Here is a 20,312-nt window from a genome sequence, read left to right on the forward strand (position 1 = left end):
GCACCGTGTGCAGGTGGCCCCTGCCTGGCCCACATCTCGCCTTTTCACAACTTCGCTATCGCCGCGTTGCACGCAATCAATTGGCCGCTTTAGATGCGAATAATTAGCATTGGCGCATCTGATTTCGAAAGAGCCCTGCCATGTCCCGCCTTCGCGCCGCCACCCGCCAGAACCTGCCCACGCTGATGAAGACGGGCAGCTATTACCTCATCCACATCTGCGTGGCGGCCGTGGTGGCCTACGCGGTCACCGGCAACCTGATCGCGTCGCTCACGCTCAGCCTGCTGGAGCCCACGGTGCAGGCGGTGGCGTATTTCTTCCATGAGAAAGCTTGGGCACGTGCGGCCGAGCGGCGCAGCGCTGCCGATGCCGTACCCGCTTGATGCGCAAGGAGCACGCCATGCGATTCGGCCACTGGCTGATGGAGCGGCTCGCTGGGTTGGCGAACACGCTTTGAGATGAAGAGAAGGAAGACGGAGCTGAACCGTCAGGCGCGCTCGTCGAGCAGCGCGCCCATCATGCGGTCGCCCGTGCGCAGCACCTGCAGGCTGGCGGTGAAGGCGTAGGTGGCGGCGATCTGCTCCACTGCTTCGCCTTCCACCGACACCCCGTCTTGCGCCGCACGCCCTGCACCGGCCGCCACGCCGCCCTGATTCGCGACCGCTTCGGATTCCACCGTCTGGCGCTTGAACCCCGGCGTGTTCAGGTTGGCCACGTTGTGCGCCGACGTGTCCATGCGCAACTGCGCGGCGCGCAGGCCGGATGAGGCGATGGCAGAAACAGCGGCCATGGACGGCTCCAAAAGCGGTGAAGAAGGCCGGATTATCGGCCGCGACCTGCGAAACGTGAAGGTGTCATGCCCATGCGCAATCTGCGCTGCGGATGTGGGACGTGCGGAGTGGAAGCAGACGACTGAGATATATGCACTGAAGCGCAGAACCCAGTCGCTATTAAAATAATAGCTATTAGCGCTTATTTAACGGGCGCTAGAGGCCTATTTGACCTTGATTCTTTGGTGATCCTCAACCCAGGCTCACGTAGTCCGGGTGCCGTGCGCAGATCTCGTCCACCTGATTGAGCGTGCCCGACAGGTGCACGCGCAGCGCCTCTTGCGCGCCGGCCACGTCGCCGCGCGTGATGGCGTCGGCGATGCGGCGGTGGTCGGCCAGCACGGCCTCCACCTTGCCTGCGCTGGGCAGGTGCAGGTGGCGCAGGCGGTCCACGTGGCCGGCGCGGCGGCGCACCAGATCCCACAGGCGCGGCACGTCGGCGGCTTCGTACATCATCTGGTGAAAAGCCTGGTCGGCCTGGGCGAACACTTCCGGCTGCAACGGGTGGGCCGCAGCGGCCATCACGCCGATCTGGGCTTGAAGCCGCTCGCCGATGGCCTGGCCGCCCGCCAGAGCCAGCGTGCGTACCACTTCCAACTCGATGGAGCGGCGCAGGTAGTGCGACTCGCGCGCCGCAGGCACGTCAATGCGGCTGACCACCGTGGCGTGCTGCGGAAAGATATCCACCAACCCTTCTTCGCCCAGGCGCAGCAGCGCGTCGCGCACGGGCGTCTGGCTGATGCCGAAGCGCTCGGCCAGCTCGGCCCGAGCCAGCACGGTGCCAGGCGCCAGCTCAAGCGAAACGATGGCCCGGCGCAGTTGTTCGAAGACCTGCGGCGCGGCGTGGCGCGATCGGTCGAGGCGGACTTTCTCTCTCACATTCATAGCGGCGTCATTGTGGCACCGCATGTCTTTGACGCACTAATATATTAGTGCTTTAATGCGCCACCAACGCGATGAGACCTATGACGACGACACGCCGCACCCCTGATTCCCTGCGCAGCGCCCGCTGGTTCGCCCCTGACGACCTGCGCTCCTTCGGCCACCGCTCCCGCATCATGCAAATGGGCTATGCGCCCGAAGACTGGGTGGGCAAACCCATCATCGCCATCGTCAATACGTGGTCAGACATCAACCCCTGCCACAGCCATTTCAAGCAGCGGGTGGAAGACGTCAAGCGCGGCGTGCTGCAAGCCGGCGGCTTTCCCGTCGAACTGCCGGCCATCTCGCTGGCGGAAGCTTTCGTCAAGCCCACCACCATGCTCTATCGCAACATGCTTGCGATGGAAACCGAGGAGCTGCTGCGGAGCCACCCGGTCGATGGCGCGGTGCTGATGGGCGGTTGCGACAAGACCGGCCCCGGCCTGGTGATGGGCGCCATCAGCATGGGACTGCCCTGCATCTTCGTGCCCGCCGGTCCCATGCTGCGCGGCAACTTCAACGGGCAGGTGCTGGGCTCGGGCTCGGATGCTTGGAAGTTCTGGGACGAGCGCCGCGCCGGCAACCTGAGCCAGGCGCAGTGGCTGGGCGTGGAGACCGGCATTGCCCGCAGCCACGGCACCTGCATGACCATGGGCACGGCCAGCACCATGACGGCCATCATCGAAGCGATGGGGCTGACGCTGCCCGGGGCTTCATCCATCCCCGCGCCGGACGCGGGCCATGTGCGCATGAGCGCCGAGAGCGGCCGCCGCATCGTCGACATGGTGTGGAACGACCTCACACCCGCCCGGGTGCTGAGCCGCGATTCGTTCCTGAACGCCATCGACGTGGCGATGGCCGTGGGCTGCTCCACCAACGCCATCGTGCATCTGGTGGCCATGTCGCGCCGCGCGGGTGCCGACTGCGCCGTCACCCTCGATGATTTCGACGCCGCCAGCCACCGGGTGCCGGTGCTGGCCAACGTGCGCCCCACGGGAAGCACGTATCTGATGGAAGACTTCTATTACGCCGGCGGCCTGCCGGGGTTGATGTCGCGCCTGCCCGCCCACCTGCGGCTGGGCGCTGCCACCGTCACCGGGCGCACGCTGGGCGAGAACATCGAAGGCGCGGCCGTGTTCAACGACGACGTGATCCGCACGGTCGAGAACCCCGTCTACGCCCAAGGCGCGCTGGCCGTGCTGCGCGGCAACCTCGCGCCCGATGGCGCAGTGATGAAACCCTGCGCCGCAGCGCCGCACCTGCAGCAGCACACGGGCCCGGCGCTGGTGTTCGACGACTACGCCAGCATGAAAGCGGCCGTGGAAGACCCCGACCTGGACGTGACGGCCGACCACATCATGGTGCTGCGCAACGCCGGCCCGCAAGGCGGCCCCGGCATGCCCGAGTGGGGCATGCTGCCCATACCGACGAAGCTGGTGCAGCAAGGCGTGCGCGACATGCTGCGCCTGTCAGACGCGCGCATGAGCGGCACCAGCTACGGAGCCTGCATCCTGCACGCCGCGCCCGAGGCGTACATCGGCGGCCCGCTGGCGCTCGTCAAAACCGGCGACCTCATCACCGTGGACGTGCCCGCGCGCCGCATCCACATGGAGGTGAGCGACGAAGAACTCGCCCGCCGCCGCGCCGCCTGGGTGCCGCCGCCCGCGCGCTTCCAGCGAGGCTACGGCTGGATGTTCAGCCGCCACATCCTGCAGGCCGACCAGGGCTGCGACTTCGATTTTCTCGAAACCGGATTCGGCGCGCCCGTGCCCGAACCGGACATCTTCTGAGCCTCCGACCCCGTCAACATCAATCGATCTTCCGGACTGGACACCCATGCCCTTGAACTCCTCCACGCGCGACCAGCTCGCCCACGTCAGCACCGCCACGCTGTGCACCGCCCTCTTCAAGAAAGGGCTGCGCAACCAGTTCCTGCAGAACGTGCTTCCTCTACGCGGCGGCCGCGCCAACATGGTGGGCGAGGCCTTCACGCTGCGCTACATCCCGGCGCGTGAAGACCTGAACACCATCGGCGTGTTCCAGAACCCCGAGCACCCCCAGCGCAAGGCCGTCGAAGACTGCCCGCCCGGTGCCGTGCTGGTCATCGACAGCCGCAAGGACGCGCGCGCCGCATCGGCCGGCGCCATCCTGGCGTCACGCCTGATGAAGCGCGGCGTGGCGGGGCTGGTGACAGATGGCGGCTTCCGAGATACGCCCGAGATCGCCGCGCTGGACATGCCGGCATACCACCAGCGCCCGTCAGCCCCCACCAACCTCACGCTGCACCAGGCCATCGACATCAACCTGCCCATCGGCTGCGGCGACGTCGCCGTGTTTCCCGGCGACGTGCTGGTGGGCGACAGCGAAGGCGTCATCGTTATTCCGGCACACCTGGCGGACGAGATCGCCGCAGAAGCCACCGAGATGACAGCGTTTGAAGACTTCGTGACCGAAAAGGTGCTGGAGGGCCAATCGATCATCGGCCTTTATCCGCCGACCAACCCCAAGACCAGCCAAGACTTCACCGTCTGGCGCAAAACCAAGAATCGATAGCCGCGGAAGACGGCAAATAACCCATTCATCAAGAAAGAAGGAGGCAAAAACATGCAACTCATTTCCCGCACCGCGCTGGTGGTACTCACCGCCCTGGGCACTCTGCTGCCCCTTGCATCCACCGCCCAGGAATGGCCGACGGCCAAACCTATTACCTACGTGGTGCCGTTCACGCCCGGCGGCTCGACCGACATCGTCGGCCGCGTACTGTCGAACAAGCTGAGCGAAGCGCTCAAACAATCGGTGGTGGTGGAAAACAAACCTGGCCAAGCCGGCGGCATCGGCGCGTCGTACGTGGCCAAGGCGGCGCCCGACGGCTACACGCTGTTCGGCGGCACCATCAGCACGCACGCCATCAACGCCAGCCTGTACAAGAACCTGTCGTACAACCCTGTGCGCGACTTCGAGCCCGTGGCGCTGGTTGCCACGCTGCCCAACGTGCTGATCATCAACCCCGCCCTGGGGGTGAATTCTGTCAAGGAGCTGATCGAGCTGATCAAGAAAGACCCGTCCAAGCGCATGTTCGCCTCGTCCGGCGCGGGAACGTCCACCCATCTCGCCGGTGAAATGTTCGGCGACCTGATCGGCGTGAAGCTGACCCACGTCCCGTACAAAGGCACGCCGCCCGCGCTGACCGACGTGGCCGCAGGCCAGGTGTCCTTCATGTTCGACCAGATGACCGCCGCCCTGCCCTTGGCCAAGGCCGGCCGCGTGAAATTGCTGGCCGTGACCACCGCCAAGCGCATCACCCTGGCGCCTGAACTGCCCACCATGATCGAGTCGGGCGTGCCGGGTTTCGAGATGTCGTCCTGGCAAGCCATCTACGCGCCCAAGGGCACGCCCAAGGCCGTGGTGCAGCGCCTGAACACCGAAATCGTGAAAGCTCTGAAGCAGCCTGACGTGGTGGACAAGCTGCACACACAGCTGGGCATGGACATCGTCGCCAGCACGCCCGAAGAGCTGGCCGCCCACATGGCCAAGGAGATCCCGCGCTGGGCGGAGTTGGTGAAGAAGTCGGGGGCTTCGGCGGATTGACTGATCGGTCCTGCCGTTGCGCTCGCGAATCGTGGCTCGCCCGTGCGGGCCATGGATAGTGCGTAGCTACGCGTGTGCCTGCGCCAGACACCGCGCAAACGCCTGCGCAGCCCGTAACGGTTCGGGCGAGCGCCGCACCAGGCTGACAAACTGGCACCGGTAGAAAAACGCCTCAGGCCGCACGGCCTGCAGGTGGCCCCTGCGCTCGAAGGCTTCGGCGTAGTGGTCGGGCAGAAAGCCCAGATAGCGGCCAGACAGCACCAGCGTGGCGATCGATTCCTGGTCGAACCCCGTGGCGGCTCGTGTCAGGCGGGCCTGGTGGCTCAATTCCATGTTGGGGGAGTGGTAGCCCAGCCCGGCGAACGGGTGGGTACGCACCGCCTCCCAGTCCAGCGCCGAATGGTCCGCCCCGAACAGTGGGTGGCCCGCGCCGCAATAGAGCAGCATGGTCTCGCCGAACAGGTCGGTGTACAGCAGGCTTTGCGAGGCCCGGTGCGCGGGGATGATGCCCACCTGGTAGGTGCCGTCGATCACGCCGCGCTCGATGGCGTTGATCGAGCCCACGTGCATCTGCAGGTGCACGTCGGGCGCCTCCAAAGTGAACGCGGCGATGGCCTCGCCGATGCGCGCGGCCGGGTTGCTGGCGGTCTTGTCGAACACGGCCACGGCCAACTGGCCACCCATGCGCGAGTGAATTCCGTCCACGCTGTCGCGAAAGCCCTGCACGGCGGCCAGCAGGCGCAGGGTTTCGTCGTACACGCGCTGGCCTTCAGGCGTGAGCGCGAAGCCTGCCCGGCCACGGCGGCAGAGCGTCAGGCCCAGGCGCGTTTCCAGGTCTTTCACGTGGCGACTGACGGTGCTGGTGCCGATGTTCAGTTCCAGCTCGGCCGCCGCCATGCCGCCGCACTCCACCACCGACTTGAACACCTGCAGCAGGCGCAGGTCCATGTCGGCGACCTGCCCCAGCACGGCGCGCTGGCGCGGCGACGGAATGGAGGGCGACGCGGTGGACGTGGGCGAAGTGGGCTTGTTCACTTGCATGAAGCCGCAAGTAAGCGGTGATATCGACGCATTGCGGAGATTATCGGCGGCGCGAACAATGGCGGTTTCCTGTATAGGCGCCCCGGCGCTACCCCTTCTTTCTGGAGGCCCCATGAGCTTTGTTTCCCTCGACAGTCCCTCGGCTGGCGCCGCGTCTGACCACCGCATGGACGCGGCCTGGCTCGACGCGCACTGGATGCCCTTCACCGCCAACCGGCAGTTCAAGGCGCAGCCGCGCATGATCGTCTCGGGCCAGGGGGCCTACTACACAGATTCCGAAGGCCGCAAGATCTTCGACGGCCTCTCAGGGCTGTGGTGCGCGGGGCTGGGGCATGGCCGCAGGGACGTGGCCGAGGCGATCGGCAAGGCGGCCGCCACGCTCGATTACGCGCCGGCCTTCCAGTTCGGCCACCCTGCCTCGTTCGCGCTGGCCAACAAGATCAAGGAACTGACGCCCGCGGGGCTGGATTACGTGTTCTTCACCGGCTCGGGTTCGGAGTCGGCCGACACGTCGCTGAAGATGGCGCGGGCCTACTGGCGCGCCAAGGGCCAGGGCAGCAAGACGCGCCTGATCGGACGCGAGAAGGGCTACCACGGCGTGAATTTCGGCGGCATTTCGGTCGGCGGCATGGTGGGCAACCGCAAGACCTTCGGCCAGGGCGTGGAGGCGGACCACCTGCCGCACACGCAGCCGGCGATGGGCTCGTTCGTGAAGGGCATGGCCGAAGAAGGCGGCCGGGCGCTGGCCGACAAATTGCTGGACGTGATCGCGCTGCACGATGCGAGCAACATCGCGGCGGTGATCGTGGAGCCGTTCTCGGGCTCGGCCGGCGTGGTGATTCCGCCCAAGGGCTACCTGGAGCGCATCCGCGAGATCTGCACGCAGAACAACATTCTGTTGATCTTCGACGAGGTCATCACGGGCTTCGGGCGCTGCGGCGCGTGGACGGGATCGGAAGCCTTCGGCGTGACGCCCGACATCCTGAACTTCGCCAAGCAGGTGACCAACGGCGCGCAGCCGCTGGGCGGCGTGGTAGCAGCCAAGGAGATCTACGACACGTTCATGGCGCAGGGCGGCCCCGAGTACATGCTGGAGTTTCCGCACGGCTACACCTATTCGGCCCACCCCGTGGCCTGCGCCGCCGGCCTGGCGGTGCTCGACATCTTGCAAAAGGAAGACATGCCCGGCCGCGCCAAGGCGCTGGCGCCGTACTTCGAGCAGGCCGTGCATGGCCTGAAGGGCGCCAAGCACGTGCTGGACATTCGCAACTACGGGCTGGCCGCCGGCTTCACCATCGCGCCGCTGCCGGGCGAGCCGGCCCGCCGGCCGTATGAAATCGCCATGAACGGCTGGAAGAAGGGCTTTTACGTACGCTACGGCGGCGACACGATTCAGCTGGCGCCGCCGTTCATCAGCACCGAGGCCGAGATCGACCGCTTGGTCAGCGCCCTGGGCGATGCGCTGACCGAGACGGCTTGACCGAACCTGCGCCACCACTCCTATTTTGATAGCTACTAGCGCTTGATACATAAGCGCTAGCGGCATTTTTGACTTGAAAACCATGCAAAACGACAAGAACGTAACCTCTACCGTCGGGCACCTGATCGACGGCCAGATCGTGGCTGACACTGCCCGTACGCAGCCGGTGTTCAACCCTGCCACGGGTCAGTCCTCCACCAGCGTGGCGCTGGCCTCGCAGGCCACGGTGGAGCAGGCCATCGCCTCGGCCGAGGCCGCCTTTCCGGCCTGGCGCAACACGCCGCCGCTCAAGCGCGCACGCGTCATGTCGCGCCTGAAGGTGCTGCTGGAAGAGCACGCCGACGAGATCGCCGCGCTGATCACTGCCGAGCACGGCAAGGTGCTGAGCGACGCCCACGGCGAGCTGCAGCGCGGCATCGAGAACGTGGAATACGCGAGCTACGCGCCCGAGCTGCTCAAAGGCGAGCACAGCCGCAACGTGGGGCCGAACATCGATTCGTGGAGCGAGTTTCAGGCGCTGGGCGTTACGGCGGGCATCACGCCGTTCAACTTTCCGGCCATGGTGCCGCTGTGGATGTGGCCGATGGCCGTGGCCTGCGGCAACACTTTCGTGCTGAAGCCCTCTGAGCGCGACCCGAGCAGCACGCTGTTCATCGCGCAGTTGGCGCTGGAAGCGGGCCTGCCGCCCGGTGTGCTCAACGTAGTCAACGGCGACAAGACGGCGGTGGACACGCTGCTGCGCGATGCGCGCGTGAAGGCGGTGAGCTTCGTCGGCTCCACGCCGATTGCCGAGTACATCTATTCTGAAGGCTGCAAGCACGGCAAGCGCGTGCAGGCCCTGGGCGGCGCGAAGAACCACGCGGTGCTGATGCCCGATGCGGACGTGGACAACGCCGTGAGCGCACTCATGGGCGCGGCCTACGGGTCGTGCGGCGAGCGCTGCATGGCCATTCCGCTGCTGGTGGCCGTGGGCGATGCGGTGGGCGACGCCGTGATCGAGGGGCTGAAGACCGAGATCGCCAAGATGAAGGTCGGCCCCGGCACGCAGACCGACAACGGCGGCAACGACATGGGCCCGCTGGTCACGCAAGCGCACTTCGAGAAGGTGAAGGCCTATGTGGACAGCGGCGTGGCCGAAGGCGCGACGCTTGTGGTCGACGGCCGCAGCATGCAGGTGGCGGGCCACGAAGAGGGCTACTTCCTCGGCGCCTGCCTGTTCGACGGCGTGAAGCCCGGCATGAAGATCTACCAGGAAGAGATCTTCGGCCCCGTGCTGGGCGTGGTGCGCGTGCAGACGCTGCAGGAAGCCATGCAGCTCATCAACGACCACGAATACGGCAACGGCACCTGCATCTTCACGCGCGACGGCGAGGCGGCCCGCTACTTCACTGACCACATCCAGGTCGGCATGGTGGGGGTGAACGTGCCGCTGCCCGTGCCCGTGGCCTACCACTCGTTCGGCGGCTGGAAACGCAGCCTGTTCGGCGACCTGCACGCCTATGGGCCAGACGCCGTGCGCTTCTACACCAAGCGCAAGACCATCACGCAGCGCTGGCCCTCGGCCGGCGTGCGCGAAGGCGCGGTGTTCGCCTTCCCCAGCAGCAAGTAAGCCAGTACGGGCCCAAGCCGCCGCCAAGAAGCCGCCCGCGCCGGCGGCTTTCAGCGCTTGGCGCGCGGCGCGGGTGCCGGTTTGGCTTTGGGCTGGGGCTGCGCCGGGGCGGGCGCCTCGGCCTGAGCCGGTGCCTGCGGCAACACCGTCACAGCCTCGCGCGCCTCTTCGGTGCTGTATTTCACGCGCAGGTTCTGCGCCGGCACGCCGCGCGCCACCAGTTCCTTGCGCACGGCCAGGGCGCGGGCCAGCGCCACTTCACGCGCCGCCTTGTTCGACACACGGGCGCTGTAGCCCTTGATTTCCCAGCGGGCGCGCTTGTCCTGCGCGATGGCGTCCAGCAGTGCGCCACTGACGGCAGGCAGTTCCGCCGAAGTGCCGGCAAATCGCGCCACGGTGCCGTCTTCCGGCACGCGCGGAGCCTGCACGACCGGGGCGGCAACCGGCGGCGGGGCGGCAGGCGCGGGCGCCACGGCCGGGGTGGTGGCGAAGGCGGGCGGCGGCGGTTCCTCGGCAGCCGGAGCTGCACAGCCGCCGAGCAGCGCGGCTGCGCTCAACAAGGCGGGCAGCCAGCCAGCAGCGGGAATGGTCGGAGTTAGAACTCTATCTGGGCGCATGGTGATGGCAGGTTGAGAAATAGGAATGTCGTGAGGCGGCGTCGGTTCAGCAAGCAAGCAAGCAAGCCGGCGTGCCGGCCGGCCGGATGGATGGATGGATGGATGGCGAGCCACTGCCAAGTCCACAAGCCTGAGCGGCGATTGTGCGTCGCCGCGGGGCAGCCCGCGCACCTGACCACAGCCTCTGTCTGCTGCGCGCAACCATTCACCGCCTACTGCTACAGTGGGTCGCACTGCCTTGCCTGTCTTGTCGACGCCTAGCCGATGAACCTACCTGCCCAACCCGCTGACGAGCATCGCCCCCGTAGCAACCCGGTGCACTGGTTGGTGCGCATGAACCGGCGTAACCGCTCCGGCTTTTACGCCATGCTGGGCTTGGCGGTATCGGCACACCTGTGGCAAGTGGGCGCCAGCCCGGCGCTGTGGGCCGTGGTGATCGCTCAGTTCTTCGTCTATCCGCAACTGGCCTACTGGCGCGCCGTGCGCTCTGCCCGCCAGCGCCATACCGAGATGCAGAACCTGTGGCTCGACAGCATGTTCGGCGGCCTGTGGGCGGGCGGGTTGGGCCTGCCCCTGTGGCTGAGCTTCGCGCTGATCATCGGCAACTGCATCAACATCGTGGTGTTCTACGGCGCCCGGGGCGTTCCCCGGCTGATGCTGACCGTCGGCGGCGGCGTGGCCGCGGCCGCCGCCGCTTGGCAGGTGTGGACGGGCCACTGGCCTTTGCACCCGGCCACGGACACCGTCACCAGCCTGCTGTGCATCGGCGCGCTCACGGTGTACTTCTTCGCCTTCGCACACGACGGCTATGTGCGAGCGATGGACCAGCACCGCAACAACGAGAAGCTGCGCCTGCAGTTCGAAGAGATCCAGTCGCTGCAGATCCGCTTGCGGGATCAGGCCTTGCGCGACCCCTTGACGGGGCTGTTCAACCGCCGCCAGCTCGACGCCGTGCTGGGCTCCGAAATAGAGCGCTGCCGCGCCATCGGCGCGCCGCTGTCGGTGTTGATGATCGACATCGACCATTTCAAGCGCGTGAACGACAGCCATGGCCACGCAGCCGGCGACGCGGTGCTGCAGGTGCTGGCGCAGCTGCTGCAGCGCCATGCCCGGCCGCAGGACATGGTCTGCCGCCACGGCGGCGAGGAATTTCTGGTATTGCTGGCCGATACACCGCTGCTGGTTGCCCAGGACCGTGCCGAGGCGCTGCGCCAGGCCTTTGAGTCGCTGCTGGTGCCCTACGGCGACGTGGCGTTGGCGGCGACGCTGTCGTGCGGCGTGGCGGGTTTTCCGCAGCACACCGACCAGCCACTGGCGTTGGTTGCCAGCGCGGACCACGCGCTCTACACCGCCAAATTGCAGGGGCGCAACCGGGTGATCGTGCAGCCTGTCGACGTGCATTAGCAGGCGCTGCCACAAAGGTGTTTCACCGTTCTAAGAGGAATTGCTTACTAGGGTTTCCACGGAACGCTGACCTACAATCTAAATCCCCTATAAAGCTGCCCAATCCGCCACGACTGGTCGTGCTGCGGAGCCCAGCACCTATCCCCTGTGGAGACGCTTGATGCCCGAGACCCCCCCGGTAAACGCCACGACTGACAAACGCGCTTTGTTGCGCCAGGCAGCCCTCGAATATCACGAGTTTCCGAAACCGGGGAAGATCGCCATCGCGGCCACCAAGCAGATGGTCAACCAGCACGATCTGGCGCTGGCCTATTCGCCCGGCGTGGCGGCTCCGTGCGAAGAGATCGTCAAGGACCCTGCCGCGGCCTTCAAGTACACCGCACGCGGCAATCTGGTAGGCGTGATCACCAACGGCACGGCCGTGCTCGGCCTGGGCGACATCGGCGCGCTGGCTTCCAAGCCGGTGATGGAAGGCAAGGGCGTGCTCTTCAAGAAGTTCGCCGGCGTCGACGTTTTCGACATCGAGATCGACGAGAAGGACCCCGTCAAGCTGGTTGAAGTCATCGCAGCGCTGGAGCCGACCTTCGGCGCCATCAACCTCGAAGACATCAAGGCGCCCGAATGTTTCTACGTGGAGCGCGAACTGCGCAAGCGCCTGAAGATTCCGGTCTTCCACGACGACCAGCACGGCACCGCCATTACCGTCGCGGCCGCCATGCTCAACGCCTTGAAGGTGGTGGGCAAGGACATCGGCGCCGTGCGTCTGGTGGCCTCGGGCGCCGGTGCTGCGGCGCTGGCCTGCCTGAACCTGCTGCTCAAAGTGGGCCTCAAGCGCGAAAACGTCTTCGTGACCGACTTGGCCGGTGTGGTCTACGAAGGCCGCACCGAGCTGATGGACGAGGACAAGATCCAGTTCGCGCAAAAGACCGACGCCCGCACGCTGCTCGAGGTGATCGACGGCGCCGACATCTTCCTGGGCCTGTCGGCTGGCGGCGTGCTCAAGCCTGCCATGGTGGCCAAGATGGCCGCTCGCCCCATCGTCTTCGCGCTGGCCAATCCCAACCCCGAAATCTCTCCGGAAGACGCCCACGCGGTGCGCGGCGACGTGGTCATGGCCACCGGCCGCACCGACTACCCGAACCAGGTCAACAACGTCCTGTGCTTCCCATACATCTTCCGTGGCGCGCTCGACTGCGGCGCCACGACGATCACGCTGGAGATGGAGATCGCCGCCATCCACGCCATCGCCGATCTGGCCCAGGCGGAGCAAAGCGAGGTGGTGGCAGCGGCGTACGTCGGTGAACCCCTGGCCTTCGGCCCTGAATACCTGATCCCCAAGCCGTTCGATCCGCGTCTGATGATGAAGATCGCGCCGGCCGTGGCACAGGCCGCCGCCGACAGCGGCGTGGCCCTGCGCCCCATCGCCGACATGGACGCCTACCGTGACCAGTTGCAGAGCTTCGTGTATGCCTCCGGCACCATGATGAAGCCGATCGTTGCGGCGGCCAAGACGGCTCTGAAGAAGCGCGTGGCCTTTGCCGAGGGCGAGGAAGAACGCGTGCTGCGCGCCGCGCAGATCGTGGTGGACGAGAAGATCGCTCGCCCGACGTTGATCGGCCGCCCGGCCATCATCGCCCAGCGCGTCGAGAAGTTCGGCCTGCGCCTGAAGGAAGGCGTGGACTACGACGTGGTGAACGTGGAAAACGACCACCGCTACCGCGACTTCTGGCAGACCTACCACCGCATGACCGAGCGCAAGGGCATCACCGTGCCGATTGCCAAGATCGAGATGCGCCGCCGGCTGGCGCTGATCGGCTCCATGCTGCTGCACAAGGGCGAAGTGGACGGCCTGATCGTCGGCACCTGGGGCCATACGGCCCTGCACCTGAACTACATCGACCAGGTCATCGGCAAACGCGCGGGCGTGAACACCTACGCCTGCATGAACGGCCTCTTGCTGCCCGACCGCCAGGTGTTTCTGGTCGATACGCACGTCAACTACGACCCCACGGCTGAGCAGTTGGCCGAGATCACGGTGATGGCCGCCGAGGAAATGATGCGCTTCGGCATCAAGCCCAAGGCCGCGTTGCTGTCGCATTCGAACTTCGGCTCCAGTAACCAGCCCAGCGCGGTCAAGATGCGCCAGACGCTGGAATTGCTGCGCGTGCAAGCCCCGTGGCTGGAAGTGGACGGCGAGATGCACGGCGACGTGGCGCTGGACGCTGCGCTGCGCACCCAGGTCATGCCGCACAGCACGCTGGCCGGCAGCGCCAATCTGCTGGTGCTGCCCAACATCGACGCCGCCAACATCTCCTACAACCTGCTGAAAACGGCAGCCGGCGGCGGCATCGCCATTGGCCCCGTGCTGCTGGGTGCGGCCGAGCCGGTGCACGTGCTGACGGCCAGTGCCACCGTGCGCCGCATCGTCAACATGACCGCGTTGACCGTGGCCGATGCCAACGCCGCCCGGTAAGGCCCCAACTCCGAGCAAGCGCTAACTTTTAACGATTGCCGGAGCGCACAGCGCCTGCCCAATAATTGGGCAGGCGCTTGCATTTTGGGCACCTTTCCGTCACACTTGCGGCTCGAAATTCCGGGTTAACCCGTAGTTTCTGAAAGGTATCGTAGATGTTGAAGGCTGTCGCCCTGCAGGCGTACAAAGCGAGTTGGGCGTGCGTTCTGGGCATGGCGTTTGCGCTGTCGCCCATGGCGGTATCGGCCCGCAACGCTCCGGAAATCACCGGTTCCCACCCGATCGCACTGGCTGAATTGCCGCCCCAGGGTCGCGCCACCTATGCGCTGATCCACCAAGGCGGCCCCTTCCCGTATGACAAGGACGGATCGGTGTTCGGCAACCGCGAACGGTTGCTGCCGGCGCACAAGCGCGGCTATTACCGCGAATACACCGTCAGAACACCGGGGGCACGCAATCGAGGCGCACGACGCATCGTCTGCGGTGGCCCGCCTCGCACACCGGACGCCTGCTTCTATACCGGCGACCACTACGCGAGTTTTCGAGAAATCAAGGAATGAATGAGCGATGAATGCCCTCGGGTATTCACGGCCGTACCACGGCGGACAGAGCGTGGATGGAATTTTTTCTCCGCAAGGCGCTCCGATGGGTCTTGCGGAATTTCTGTTTTGTAGACATCTGAAAGAAAGAGAAGCGGAGATGGAAACGCCACTTCGTCGAGACCAGGAAAACCCCTTGCGCGGCGTGCGCGGCAATATCGTGCAGTCGATCCGGGCCTTCCGGGTCCAGGACTTGCAGAATGCCGCCAGCACACTGGGCCAGCATTTCCTGTATGCCAACCTGGCACATGCGCAGACCAAGCAGGACGTTCTCGACCTGATTGCCGCGCAATTCACCTTCCCGTCGCACTTCGGCAAGAATTTCGACGCGTTGTACGACTGCATGACCGACCCACTGCACAAATCGGGCCCGCAGCCGGGCTTCATCGTGGTGCTGGAACAGATTCCAGCCACGGTGAAGTTCGACAAGGAAGCACGAGAGCAGTTGCTCGACATCTTCCGCGACGCGTCCGACTACTGGGGCGACCGCAAGATCCCGTTCCGCTGTTTCTATTCTTTTCTGTAGCCCGTTCTGCGACCACCGGCCAAGCAGAACGGGCCAGCGAGGCTAGCGACACCCCAGCAGCCCCCGCACCGGCCATCGATATCGTGATCGAGCCCTCGTCGGGAGAAAAGATGCCCACCGACAAGCTGGTGGACGTCTCTCCCCTGGCGTTGCGCATGAGCAGCCCGTTCAACGCGGGTTACTGGCTGGCAGCGGCCTGAATTCGGTACATCCCCTTGAGGCGCTGCGCGCCTTCACCCCTTCTCTCTACGCGCTTCGCGCTACGGGAAGGGGGACGACACCAGTGGACTGGCAGAGCCAGATCCACGGTGTCCCTGGCTTGGGGCCGCGCCCGTGGCTAGGAGTTGTAGTCAAATTGGCTCGTAGCGCTTGATTTATAAGCGCCGGCAGCTATCAATTCAAGAGCAAGCCTGTGCCAGGGCCAGATATTCGGCTACGGGCACTTCCTCGGCGCGGCGCTGGGTGTCGAAGGTGCCGGGGAACTGGCGTGCTTCGAGCCAGCGGCCCAGGGTGTGGCGCAGCAGTTTGCGTCGTTGGCTGAACGCGACCTGCACCAGCTCTTCCAGCAGCTTGGGCGCAACTTTTGCAGGCTCGGCGCGCGGCACCATGCGCACGACGGCGCTGTCCACGCGGGGCGGCGGATCGAAGCTCTCGGGCGGCACGAACAGCACGTCTTCCATGGCGTAGCGCCATTGCAGCATCACCGACAGCCGGCCGTAGTCGCTGGTGGACGGCTTGGCCACCATGCGGTCGATCACCTCTTTCTGCAGCATGAAATGCTGGTCTTCGATGACGTTCACGTGCTCCAGCAAGTGGAACAGGATGGGCGTGGAAATGTTGTACGGCAGATTACCCACCACTCTGATTTTGGCAGCGCCCAGCGTTTGTGCCACCTGCGTGAAGTCCACTTTCAGCACGTCCGCCTCGATGACGTCGAGGTGGCCGTGCAGGCGCAGGCGGACTGCCAGGTCGCGGTCGAGTTCGATGACCGTGAGCCTGCCGAGCCGCTCGACCAAGGGCTGCGTCAGCGCCGCCAGGCCCGGGCCGATCTCCACCATGGGCTGGCTGGCCCGGGGGTCGATGGCCTCCACGATGGCATCGATGATTCCGCGGTCGCTCAAGAAATGCTGGCCGAAGCGCTTGCGCGCGATGTGCTTGCCGCCGCTCATTGCGGTGGTTCGCGCAATTCGACATACGCGCGGCCCCGGATCTCCTGCACCCAGGTGGTGTAGGCCTCGTCGAGCTTCTTCTCGCGCACCACATCGCGCACCGAATCACGCTGCTCGCGCTGCGTGAGCTTGGCTTCGCGTCGATCCAGCAGCTGGATCAGATGCACGCCGAAGCGCGACACCACGGGCTGGCTGATCTCGCCGGGCTTGAGCGCATTGAGCGCCTCTTCGAATTCCGGCACATAGCGGCCAGGGCCTGCCCAGCCCAGGTCCCCGCCTTCCTTGGCGCTGCCGTCCTGCGAGTGTTCGCGTGCCAACGTGGCGAAGTCGGCGGTACCGGATTCGATGCGGCGGCGGTAATCGGCCAGGCGCTGGGCAGCAGCGGATTCGGACAACTGCGGGTTGGCACGCAGCAGGATGTGGCGCGCATGTGTCTGCACCGCCGTGCTGGCCACGCCGCCACGTGTTTTCTCGATCACCTTCAGGATGTGAAAGCCTGCGGGCGAGCGCACGGGGCCGACGACGCCGCCGACGGGCGTCTTCGATGTGGCGTTCAGGAACAGCTCAGGGTAGCGGTCGGCAGGGCGCAGGCCCAGCTCGCCACCTGCAGCGCCCTCCGGCGCTTCGGACACATCGCGTGCGACCTTGGCGAATTCTTCGCCGGCCTTCACCCGGTCGGCCGCGGCCTGCGCGCGCGCGCGGCGTTGCTCGATCACGTCGGGGGGCGCGCTCTCGGGCACCACCACCAGGATGTGGCCCAGGTTCAACTCGGTCTTGGAAGGGTCGGTGCTGGCTTGCAGATCGCGCAGGTACTGGTCGACCTCCAGATCGCTCACCTTCACGCGGGATTCGACCTCGCGCTCGCGCAGGCGCTGCATCAGCAGCTGGTTGCGCAGCTCCTGCGTGAAGCGGTCGCGGCTGATGCCGTCCATGGCCAGGCGGCGGTACATCTCGTCCATGCTGACGTTGTTCTGGCGCGCCACCGATTGCGCAGCTTGCGTCACGGCCAGCTCGTCCACCTTGATGGCGTTCTCGGTGGCCAGCTGCAGCTGGATCTTCTCGAGCACCAGCCGGTCGAGCACTTCTTTGGCGATGCGCGCCGGCGAAGGACGCTCGCCGCCCTGCGCCGCGATCTGCTGCTCCAGCCGCGCTTGGCGCAGGCGCACTTCGTTATTGGTGATGGGCTCGGAATTGACCACGGCCACGATGTAGTCGGCCTGGCGCGGCAGCGTGCTGCTGGCGCTGCTGCCAGGCGCCGGCAGCGTGATCGCGGGAGTGTTGCGCGAAAACCCGCCCGTGCCGGAGCCCGCGCTGATGCCGCTGCCGGAGGAAGGACGCAGGCCCTGCGCGTGGACTGCCGGCGGCGCGATGCCCGCCAGAGCGGTCAGGCAGGCCAGGCCCAGGGAGATGGCGCGTTGTTTCATGGCGTGTTCAGAGTGTTGGGGCATTGAGGCAGTTCCCGGCCGCCCGCCCTCACTAAGGACGAGGCGGGCTGGGCCGAGGACGTCAATCGTAGTTGGAGAAGCGGCTGGGCACCGTGCTGTTCTGTTGCAGCACCTGATAACCAGGCACGTTCTTTTGCAGGCTGGTCAGCGGGTTGGAGCCGAGCGACAGGCGCGAGAAGCCGGAAAACTCGATCTGGAACAGCAGCCGGGTGTTGGTGGTGGTGATGCTGCTTTGCAGGCGCTCGAGCACCACGCGGCCGATCCAGCAGCAGCCTTCATATTCCACGCCCACCACGGTGTCCACCAGGCGGCGGTCTTTCAGGCTGTAGTTCAGCCGGCCCACGCTGAACCACCGGCCGCCCTGGCGAGCGGATGCCTTGTCGGCGCCGGAGCCTTCGCCCCAGGGCAGCGAGATGGGCCATTGCCAGCCCACGTCCACCTGTTCGCTGGGCTCGGTGATCAGGTCGGTCACGCGCTGCAGGCGGTAGGCCGCGCTGATGGTGCGGTACTTGCCCGGCATGTAGCGCGCGCCCACCGTGGAGCGCAGCGAGCGTCCGGTCTTGGGGTTGTACTGCACGAGCGAATCGAGCGCCCACTGCGGTGTCCAGTTGATGCCGGCGCCCAGCAGCACGTCCGAGAGGCGATCACTCACTGGCGTGCCGCCCGGCATGGTCACGTCCTGGTCGGAAAACCGCAGCCGCTGCGCGATGCCCATGCGCACGGCCTCTGCGCCGGTGTCGGGGTCGAGCAGGCGGCTGGTCACCCCCAGCGTGAGCAGGTTGTTGTCGGCAAAGCGGTCGTTGCCGCCGAAGGCGTTCTCGGTATAGATGGACGCGAAGTTGAAGTCGTTCACCGCCGTGTCGTACACCGGCAGCAGGCTCTGGTCACGGAACGGCGTGTAGGTGTAGAAGGCGCGCGGCTCCAGAGTCTGCAGAAAGCCGCGTCCGAAGAACTTCGCATCGCGCTCGAATACCAGCCCGCTGTCGAGGCTGAAAGTGGGCAGCGTGCGCTGGTAGCTGCGCTGGCCGTTGGCCAGCGGTGCGTCGAATTCGTACTGCGAGGCGTGCAGCTGCACCCGGGGCGTGATGAACCCTGCTGGCGCCAGAAACGGGCGGCTGATCTGCGCCATGCTGTAGCTGCGCCGTGCGTTGGGCTGGCCGGTTCGCGCCCGGTCGGCATGGAAGTCGGTGTAGTCGGCGTCCACGCTGGCGTCGAAGCCGCCGGCCAGCTGCAGCGGCGCATAGCGCCAGTGCAGCTGCGGCAGGCGGTCGTAAGGCGGCACGATGGGCGAATCAATGTCCTGCAGCGTCTGCCACTTGACGGTGCGCACGCTCAAGCTGTGGTCGCCGCCGGCCCACGACAGCGATGCCTCGCCCGGCAGCAGGCGCTGGGCCAGCCGGTCGGTGGTGTTGTTGCCGGTGGTGCCGCGCAGGCTGAAATCGCGCCAGTACTGGTCGTCGCTGACGCGGCGCAAGTCCACGTTCAGCCCGAGCCCGCCGATAGGGCTGGCGATGGTGGCTTGGTGCTTGATGCCGTAGGCCCAGCGGTCGCGGTCGCGCAGCCGGTCGCCGGGCAGATAGTCCCCGGTCAGCTCGCCGCTGTACGTGGGCTCGAGATAGCGGAATTCGGCGCCCAGATTGACGCCGCGCTTGCTCATCACCGTGGGGGTGATGGTCGCGTCGCGGTTGGGCGCGATGTTCCAGTAGTACGGCTGCGAATACTCCATGCCGCTCACGCTGTCGATGCCCACGGTGGGCGGCAGCAGGCCGGACTTGCGGCGCTCGGACAGTGGAAAGGTGATGCGCGGCACGGGCAGGATGGGCACGCCCTTGAATTCCAGCACGGCGTTCTCTGCCGTGCCCACGTCTGCTTCCCGGTCCAGCCGGATGGTGCGCGCGCGCAGGATCCAGTCAGGCTGCCAGCTGGCTTCGTCGGTGCGCTGGCAGGTGGTGTAGTTGCCGTTGTGCACCACCGAGCGGTCGCGGTCGATGAAGTCCACCCGCGAGGCCTCGCCATGCGCAGCGTTGGAAAGAAAGCGGTAGTTCGCGTCGTTGAAGTAGCCGTTAAACGCATCCACCTTCAACTGCAGTTCCGAGCCCTGGTACACGTTGCCCGCATTGTTGATGTGCACGTTGCCGGTGGCGTTGGCCAGGTCTTCCGGCATGTCGTAGTCCATGCGGTCGGCGCGTATCACCATGTCGCCACGGCGCAGCTCGGCATTGCCTTCCAGCGTGGCCTTGATGTCCGGCTGGGCCGTCAGCTTGTCGCCCATGATGAAGGTGGGCAGCTGGCTGCGCGTGGCCTCGGGAATGGTTTCCTGCAGCATCGGGCTGGTGCGCAGCGCGGGTGCCGGGGCGGCAGCGGGCTCTGGCGCCTCGGTGGCAGCCGGGGCGACCTGCGCCAGCACGCCCAGCGGCACGCCGCAGAGCATCCAGGCGGCCAGCTGGGCGAGCAGGCGGCGCTCAAAGCGCGGGGTGGAAACGCGGCGCCGGGCAGAGCGCGCCTGCGATGCCGCAGCAGTCGTGGCAGCGGCGGCGGCAGCAGTGGCGGTCAGCGGGGAAGGCGGCGGTGAAAGCAGGTCGGGCAAGGCGAGGCGGTCCATGGAATCAG

The 20,312-nt window shown here is 66.2% G+C and carries 17 protein-coding genes; 10 read left to right on the plus strand and 7 right to left on the minus strand.

The genetic code is table 11. The features are described from left to right. Positions 1-140: 140 nt before the first annotated feature. Positions 141-383, plus strand: a complete 243-nt coding sequence (locus tag RQI28_RS10125) for a DUF2061 domain-containing protein (RefSeq protein ID WP_311223243.1) — start codon at positions 141-143, stop codon at positions 381-383. Positions 384-487: 104 nt separating this feature from the next. Here the strand turns inward: RQI28_RS10125 and RQI28_RS10130 are convergent, their stop codons facing one another. Both RQI28_RS10130 and RQI28_RS10135 read right to left on the minus strand, forming a co-directional pair. After that, on the minus strand, positions 488-790 hold the full coding sequence (locus RQI28_RS10130; RefSeq protein ID WP_311223244.1) for a flagellar basal body protein: 303 nt from the start codon (positions 788-790) through the stop codon (positions 488-490). 232 nt (positions 791-1,022) lie between these two features. Next, a complete protein-coding gene (locus RQI28_RS10135; protein WP_311223245.1) occupies positions 1,023-1,715 on the minus strand; it encodes a GntR family transcriptional regulator in 693 nt (230 codons plus the stop codon). An 80-nt stretch (positions 1,716-1,795) separates the two neighbouring features. Between RQI28_RS10135 and araD the strand changes: the two genes are divergently transcribed. From araD to RQI28_RS10150, 3 genes are read left to right on the plus strand one after another with little or no spacing between them, the layout of a single operon-like run. Next, complete coding sequence (gene araD, locus RQI28_RS10140) at positions 1,796-3,541, plus strand: L-arabinonate dehydratase (protein ID WP_311223246.1); 1,746 nt, start codon at positions 1,796-1,798, stop codon at positions 3,539-3,541. A 46-nt stretch (positions 3,542-3,587) separates the two neighbouring features. Further along, positions 3,588-4,304: a ribonuclease activity regulator RraA gene (locus RQI28_RS10145; RefSeq protein ID WP_311223247.1), complete on the plus strand. Its 717-nt coding sequence runs from the start codon at positions 3,588-3,590 to the stop codon at positions 4,302-4,304. 51 nt (positions 4,305-4,355) lie between these two features. Continuing rightward, positions 4,356-5,339 carry a tripartite tricarboxylate transporter substrate binding protein gene (locus tag RQI28_RS10150; protein WP_311223248.1) on the plus strand — a complete coding sequence of 328 codons (984 nt, stop codon included), beginning with the start codon at positions 4,356-4,358 and terminating at the stop codon, positions 5,337-5,339. A 66-nt stretch (positions 5,340-5,405) separates the two neighbouring features. Here the strand turns inward: RQI28_RS10150 and RQI28_RS10155 are convergent, their stop codons facing one another. After that, the gene (locus RQI28_RS10155; protein ID WP_311223249.1) at positions 5,406-6,380 is read right to left on the minus strand and encodes a LysR family transcriptional regulator; all 975 of its coding nucleotides are present in this window, start codon (positions 6,378-6,380) and stop codon (positions 5,406-5,408) included. Between the two features lie 112 nt (positions 6,381-6,492). On the opposite strand from RQI28_RS10155, the gene RQI28_RS10160 reads away from it, so the two are divergent. Further along, entirely contained in the window at positions 6,493-7,860 is a 1,368-nt protein-coding gene (locus RQI28_RS10160) for an aspartate aminotransferase family protein (protein ID WP_311223250.1), read from the plus strand. Positions 7,861-7,942: 82 nt separating this feature from the next. Next, complete coding sequence (locus RQI28_RS10165; protein WP_311223251.1) at positions 7,943-9,469, plus strand: CoA-acylating methylmalonate-semialdehyde dehydrogenase; 1,527 nt, start codon at positions 7,943-7,945, stop codon at positions 9,467-9,469. 50 nt (positions 9,470-9,519) lie between these two features. Here the strand turns inward: RQI28_RS10165 and RQI28_RS10170 are convergent, their stop codons facing one another. Then, a complete protein-coding gene (locus RQI28_RS10170) occupies positions 9,520-10,086 on the minus strand; it encodes an OmpA family protein (protein ID WP_311223252.1) in 567 nt (188 codons plus the stop codon). Between the two features lie 264 nt (positions 10,087-10,350). On the opposite strand from RQI28_RS10170, the gene RQI28_RS10175 reads away from it, so the two are divergent. The 4 genes from RQI28_RS10175 to RQI28_RS10190 all read left to right on the plus strand — a co-directional run bounded on the left by RQI28_RS10175 (position 10,351) and on the right by RQI28_RS10190 (position 15,088). Further along, positions 10,351-11,490, plus strand: a complete 1,140-nt coding sequence (locus RQI28_RS10175) for a diguanylate cyclase (protein ID WP_311223253.1) — start codon at positions 10,351-10,353, stop codon at positions 11,488-11,490. A 160-nt stretch (positions 11,491-11,650) separates the two neighbouring features. Further along, the gene (locus RQI28_RS10180) at positions 11,651-13,963 is read left to right on the plus strand and encodes an NADP-dependent malic enzyme (RefSeq protein WP_311223254.1); all 2,313 of its coding nucleotides are present in this window, start codon (positions 11,651-11,653) and stop codon (positions 13,961-13,963) included. A 155-nt stretch (positions 13,964-14,118) separates the two neighbouring features. Then, positions 14,119-14,523, plus strand: coding sequence for a ribonuclease (locus RQI28_RS10185; RefSeq protein WP_311223255.1), 405 nt, complete (start codon positions 14,119-14,121; stop codon positions 14,521-14,523). A 139-nt stretch (positions 14,524-14,662) separates the two neighbouring features. Beyond that, positions 14,663-15,088 carry a barstar family protein gene (locus RQI28_RS10190; protein WP_311223256.1) on the plus strand — a complete coding sequence of 142 codons (426 nt, stop codon included), beginning with the start codon at positions 14,663-14,665 and terminating at the stop codon, positions 15,086-15,088. 398 nt (positions 15,089-15,486) lie between these two features. Here the strand turns inward: RQI28_RS10190 and rsmA are convergent, their stop codons facing one another. The 3 genes from rsmA to RQI28_RS10205 form a co-directional block, all read right to left on the minus strand. Next, positions 15,487-16,257 (minus strand): 16S rRNA (adenine(1518)-N(6)/adenine(1519)-N(6))-dimethyltransferase RsmA, encoded by a 771-nt coding sequence (gene rsmA / locus RQI28_RS10195; RefSeq protein WP_311223257.1) that lies wholly within the window; start codon positions 16,255-16,257, stop codon positions 15,487-15,489. Continuing rightward, a complete protein-coding gene (locus RQI28_RS10200) occupies positions 16,254-17,681 on the minus strand; it encodes a peptidylprolyl isomerase (protein ID WP_311223258.1) in 1,428 nt (475 codons plus the stop codon). The genes rsmA and RQI28_RS10200 overlap by 4 nt, the downstream gene beginning before the upstream one ends. A gap of 82 nt (positions 17,682-17,763) precedes the next feature. Further along, a complete protein-coding gene (locus RQI28_RS10205) occupies positions 17,764-20,304 on the minus strand; it encodes an LPS-assembly protein LptD (RefSeq protein WP_404976891.1) in 2,541 nt (846 codons plus the stop codon). Positions 20,305-20,312 lie beyond the last annotated feature (8 nt).

Origin of the sequence: Acidovorax sp. WCS2018Noco2-16 (assembly GCF_031843945.1) — a bacterium.
Lineage (GTDB): Bacteria > Pseudomonadota > Gammaproteobacteria > Burkholderiales > Burkholderiaceae_C > Paracidovorax.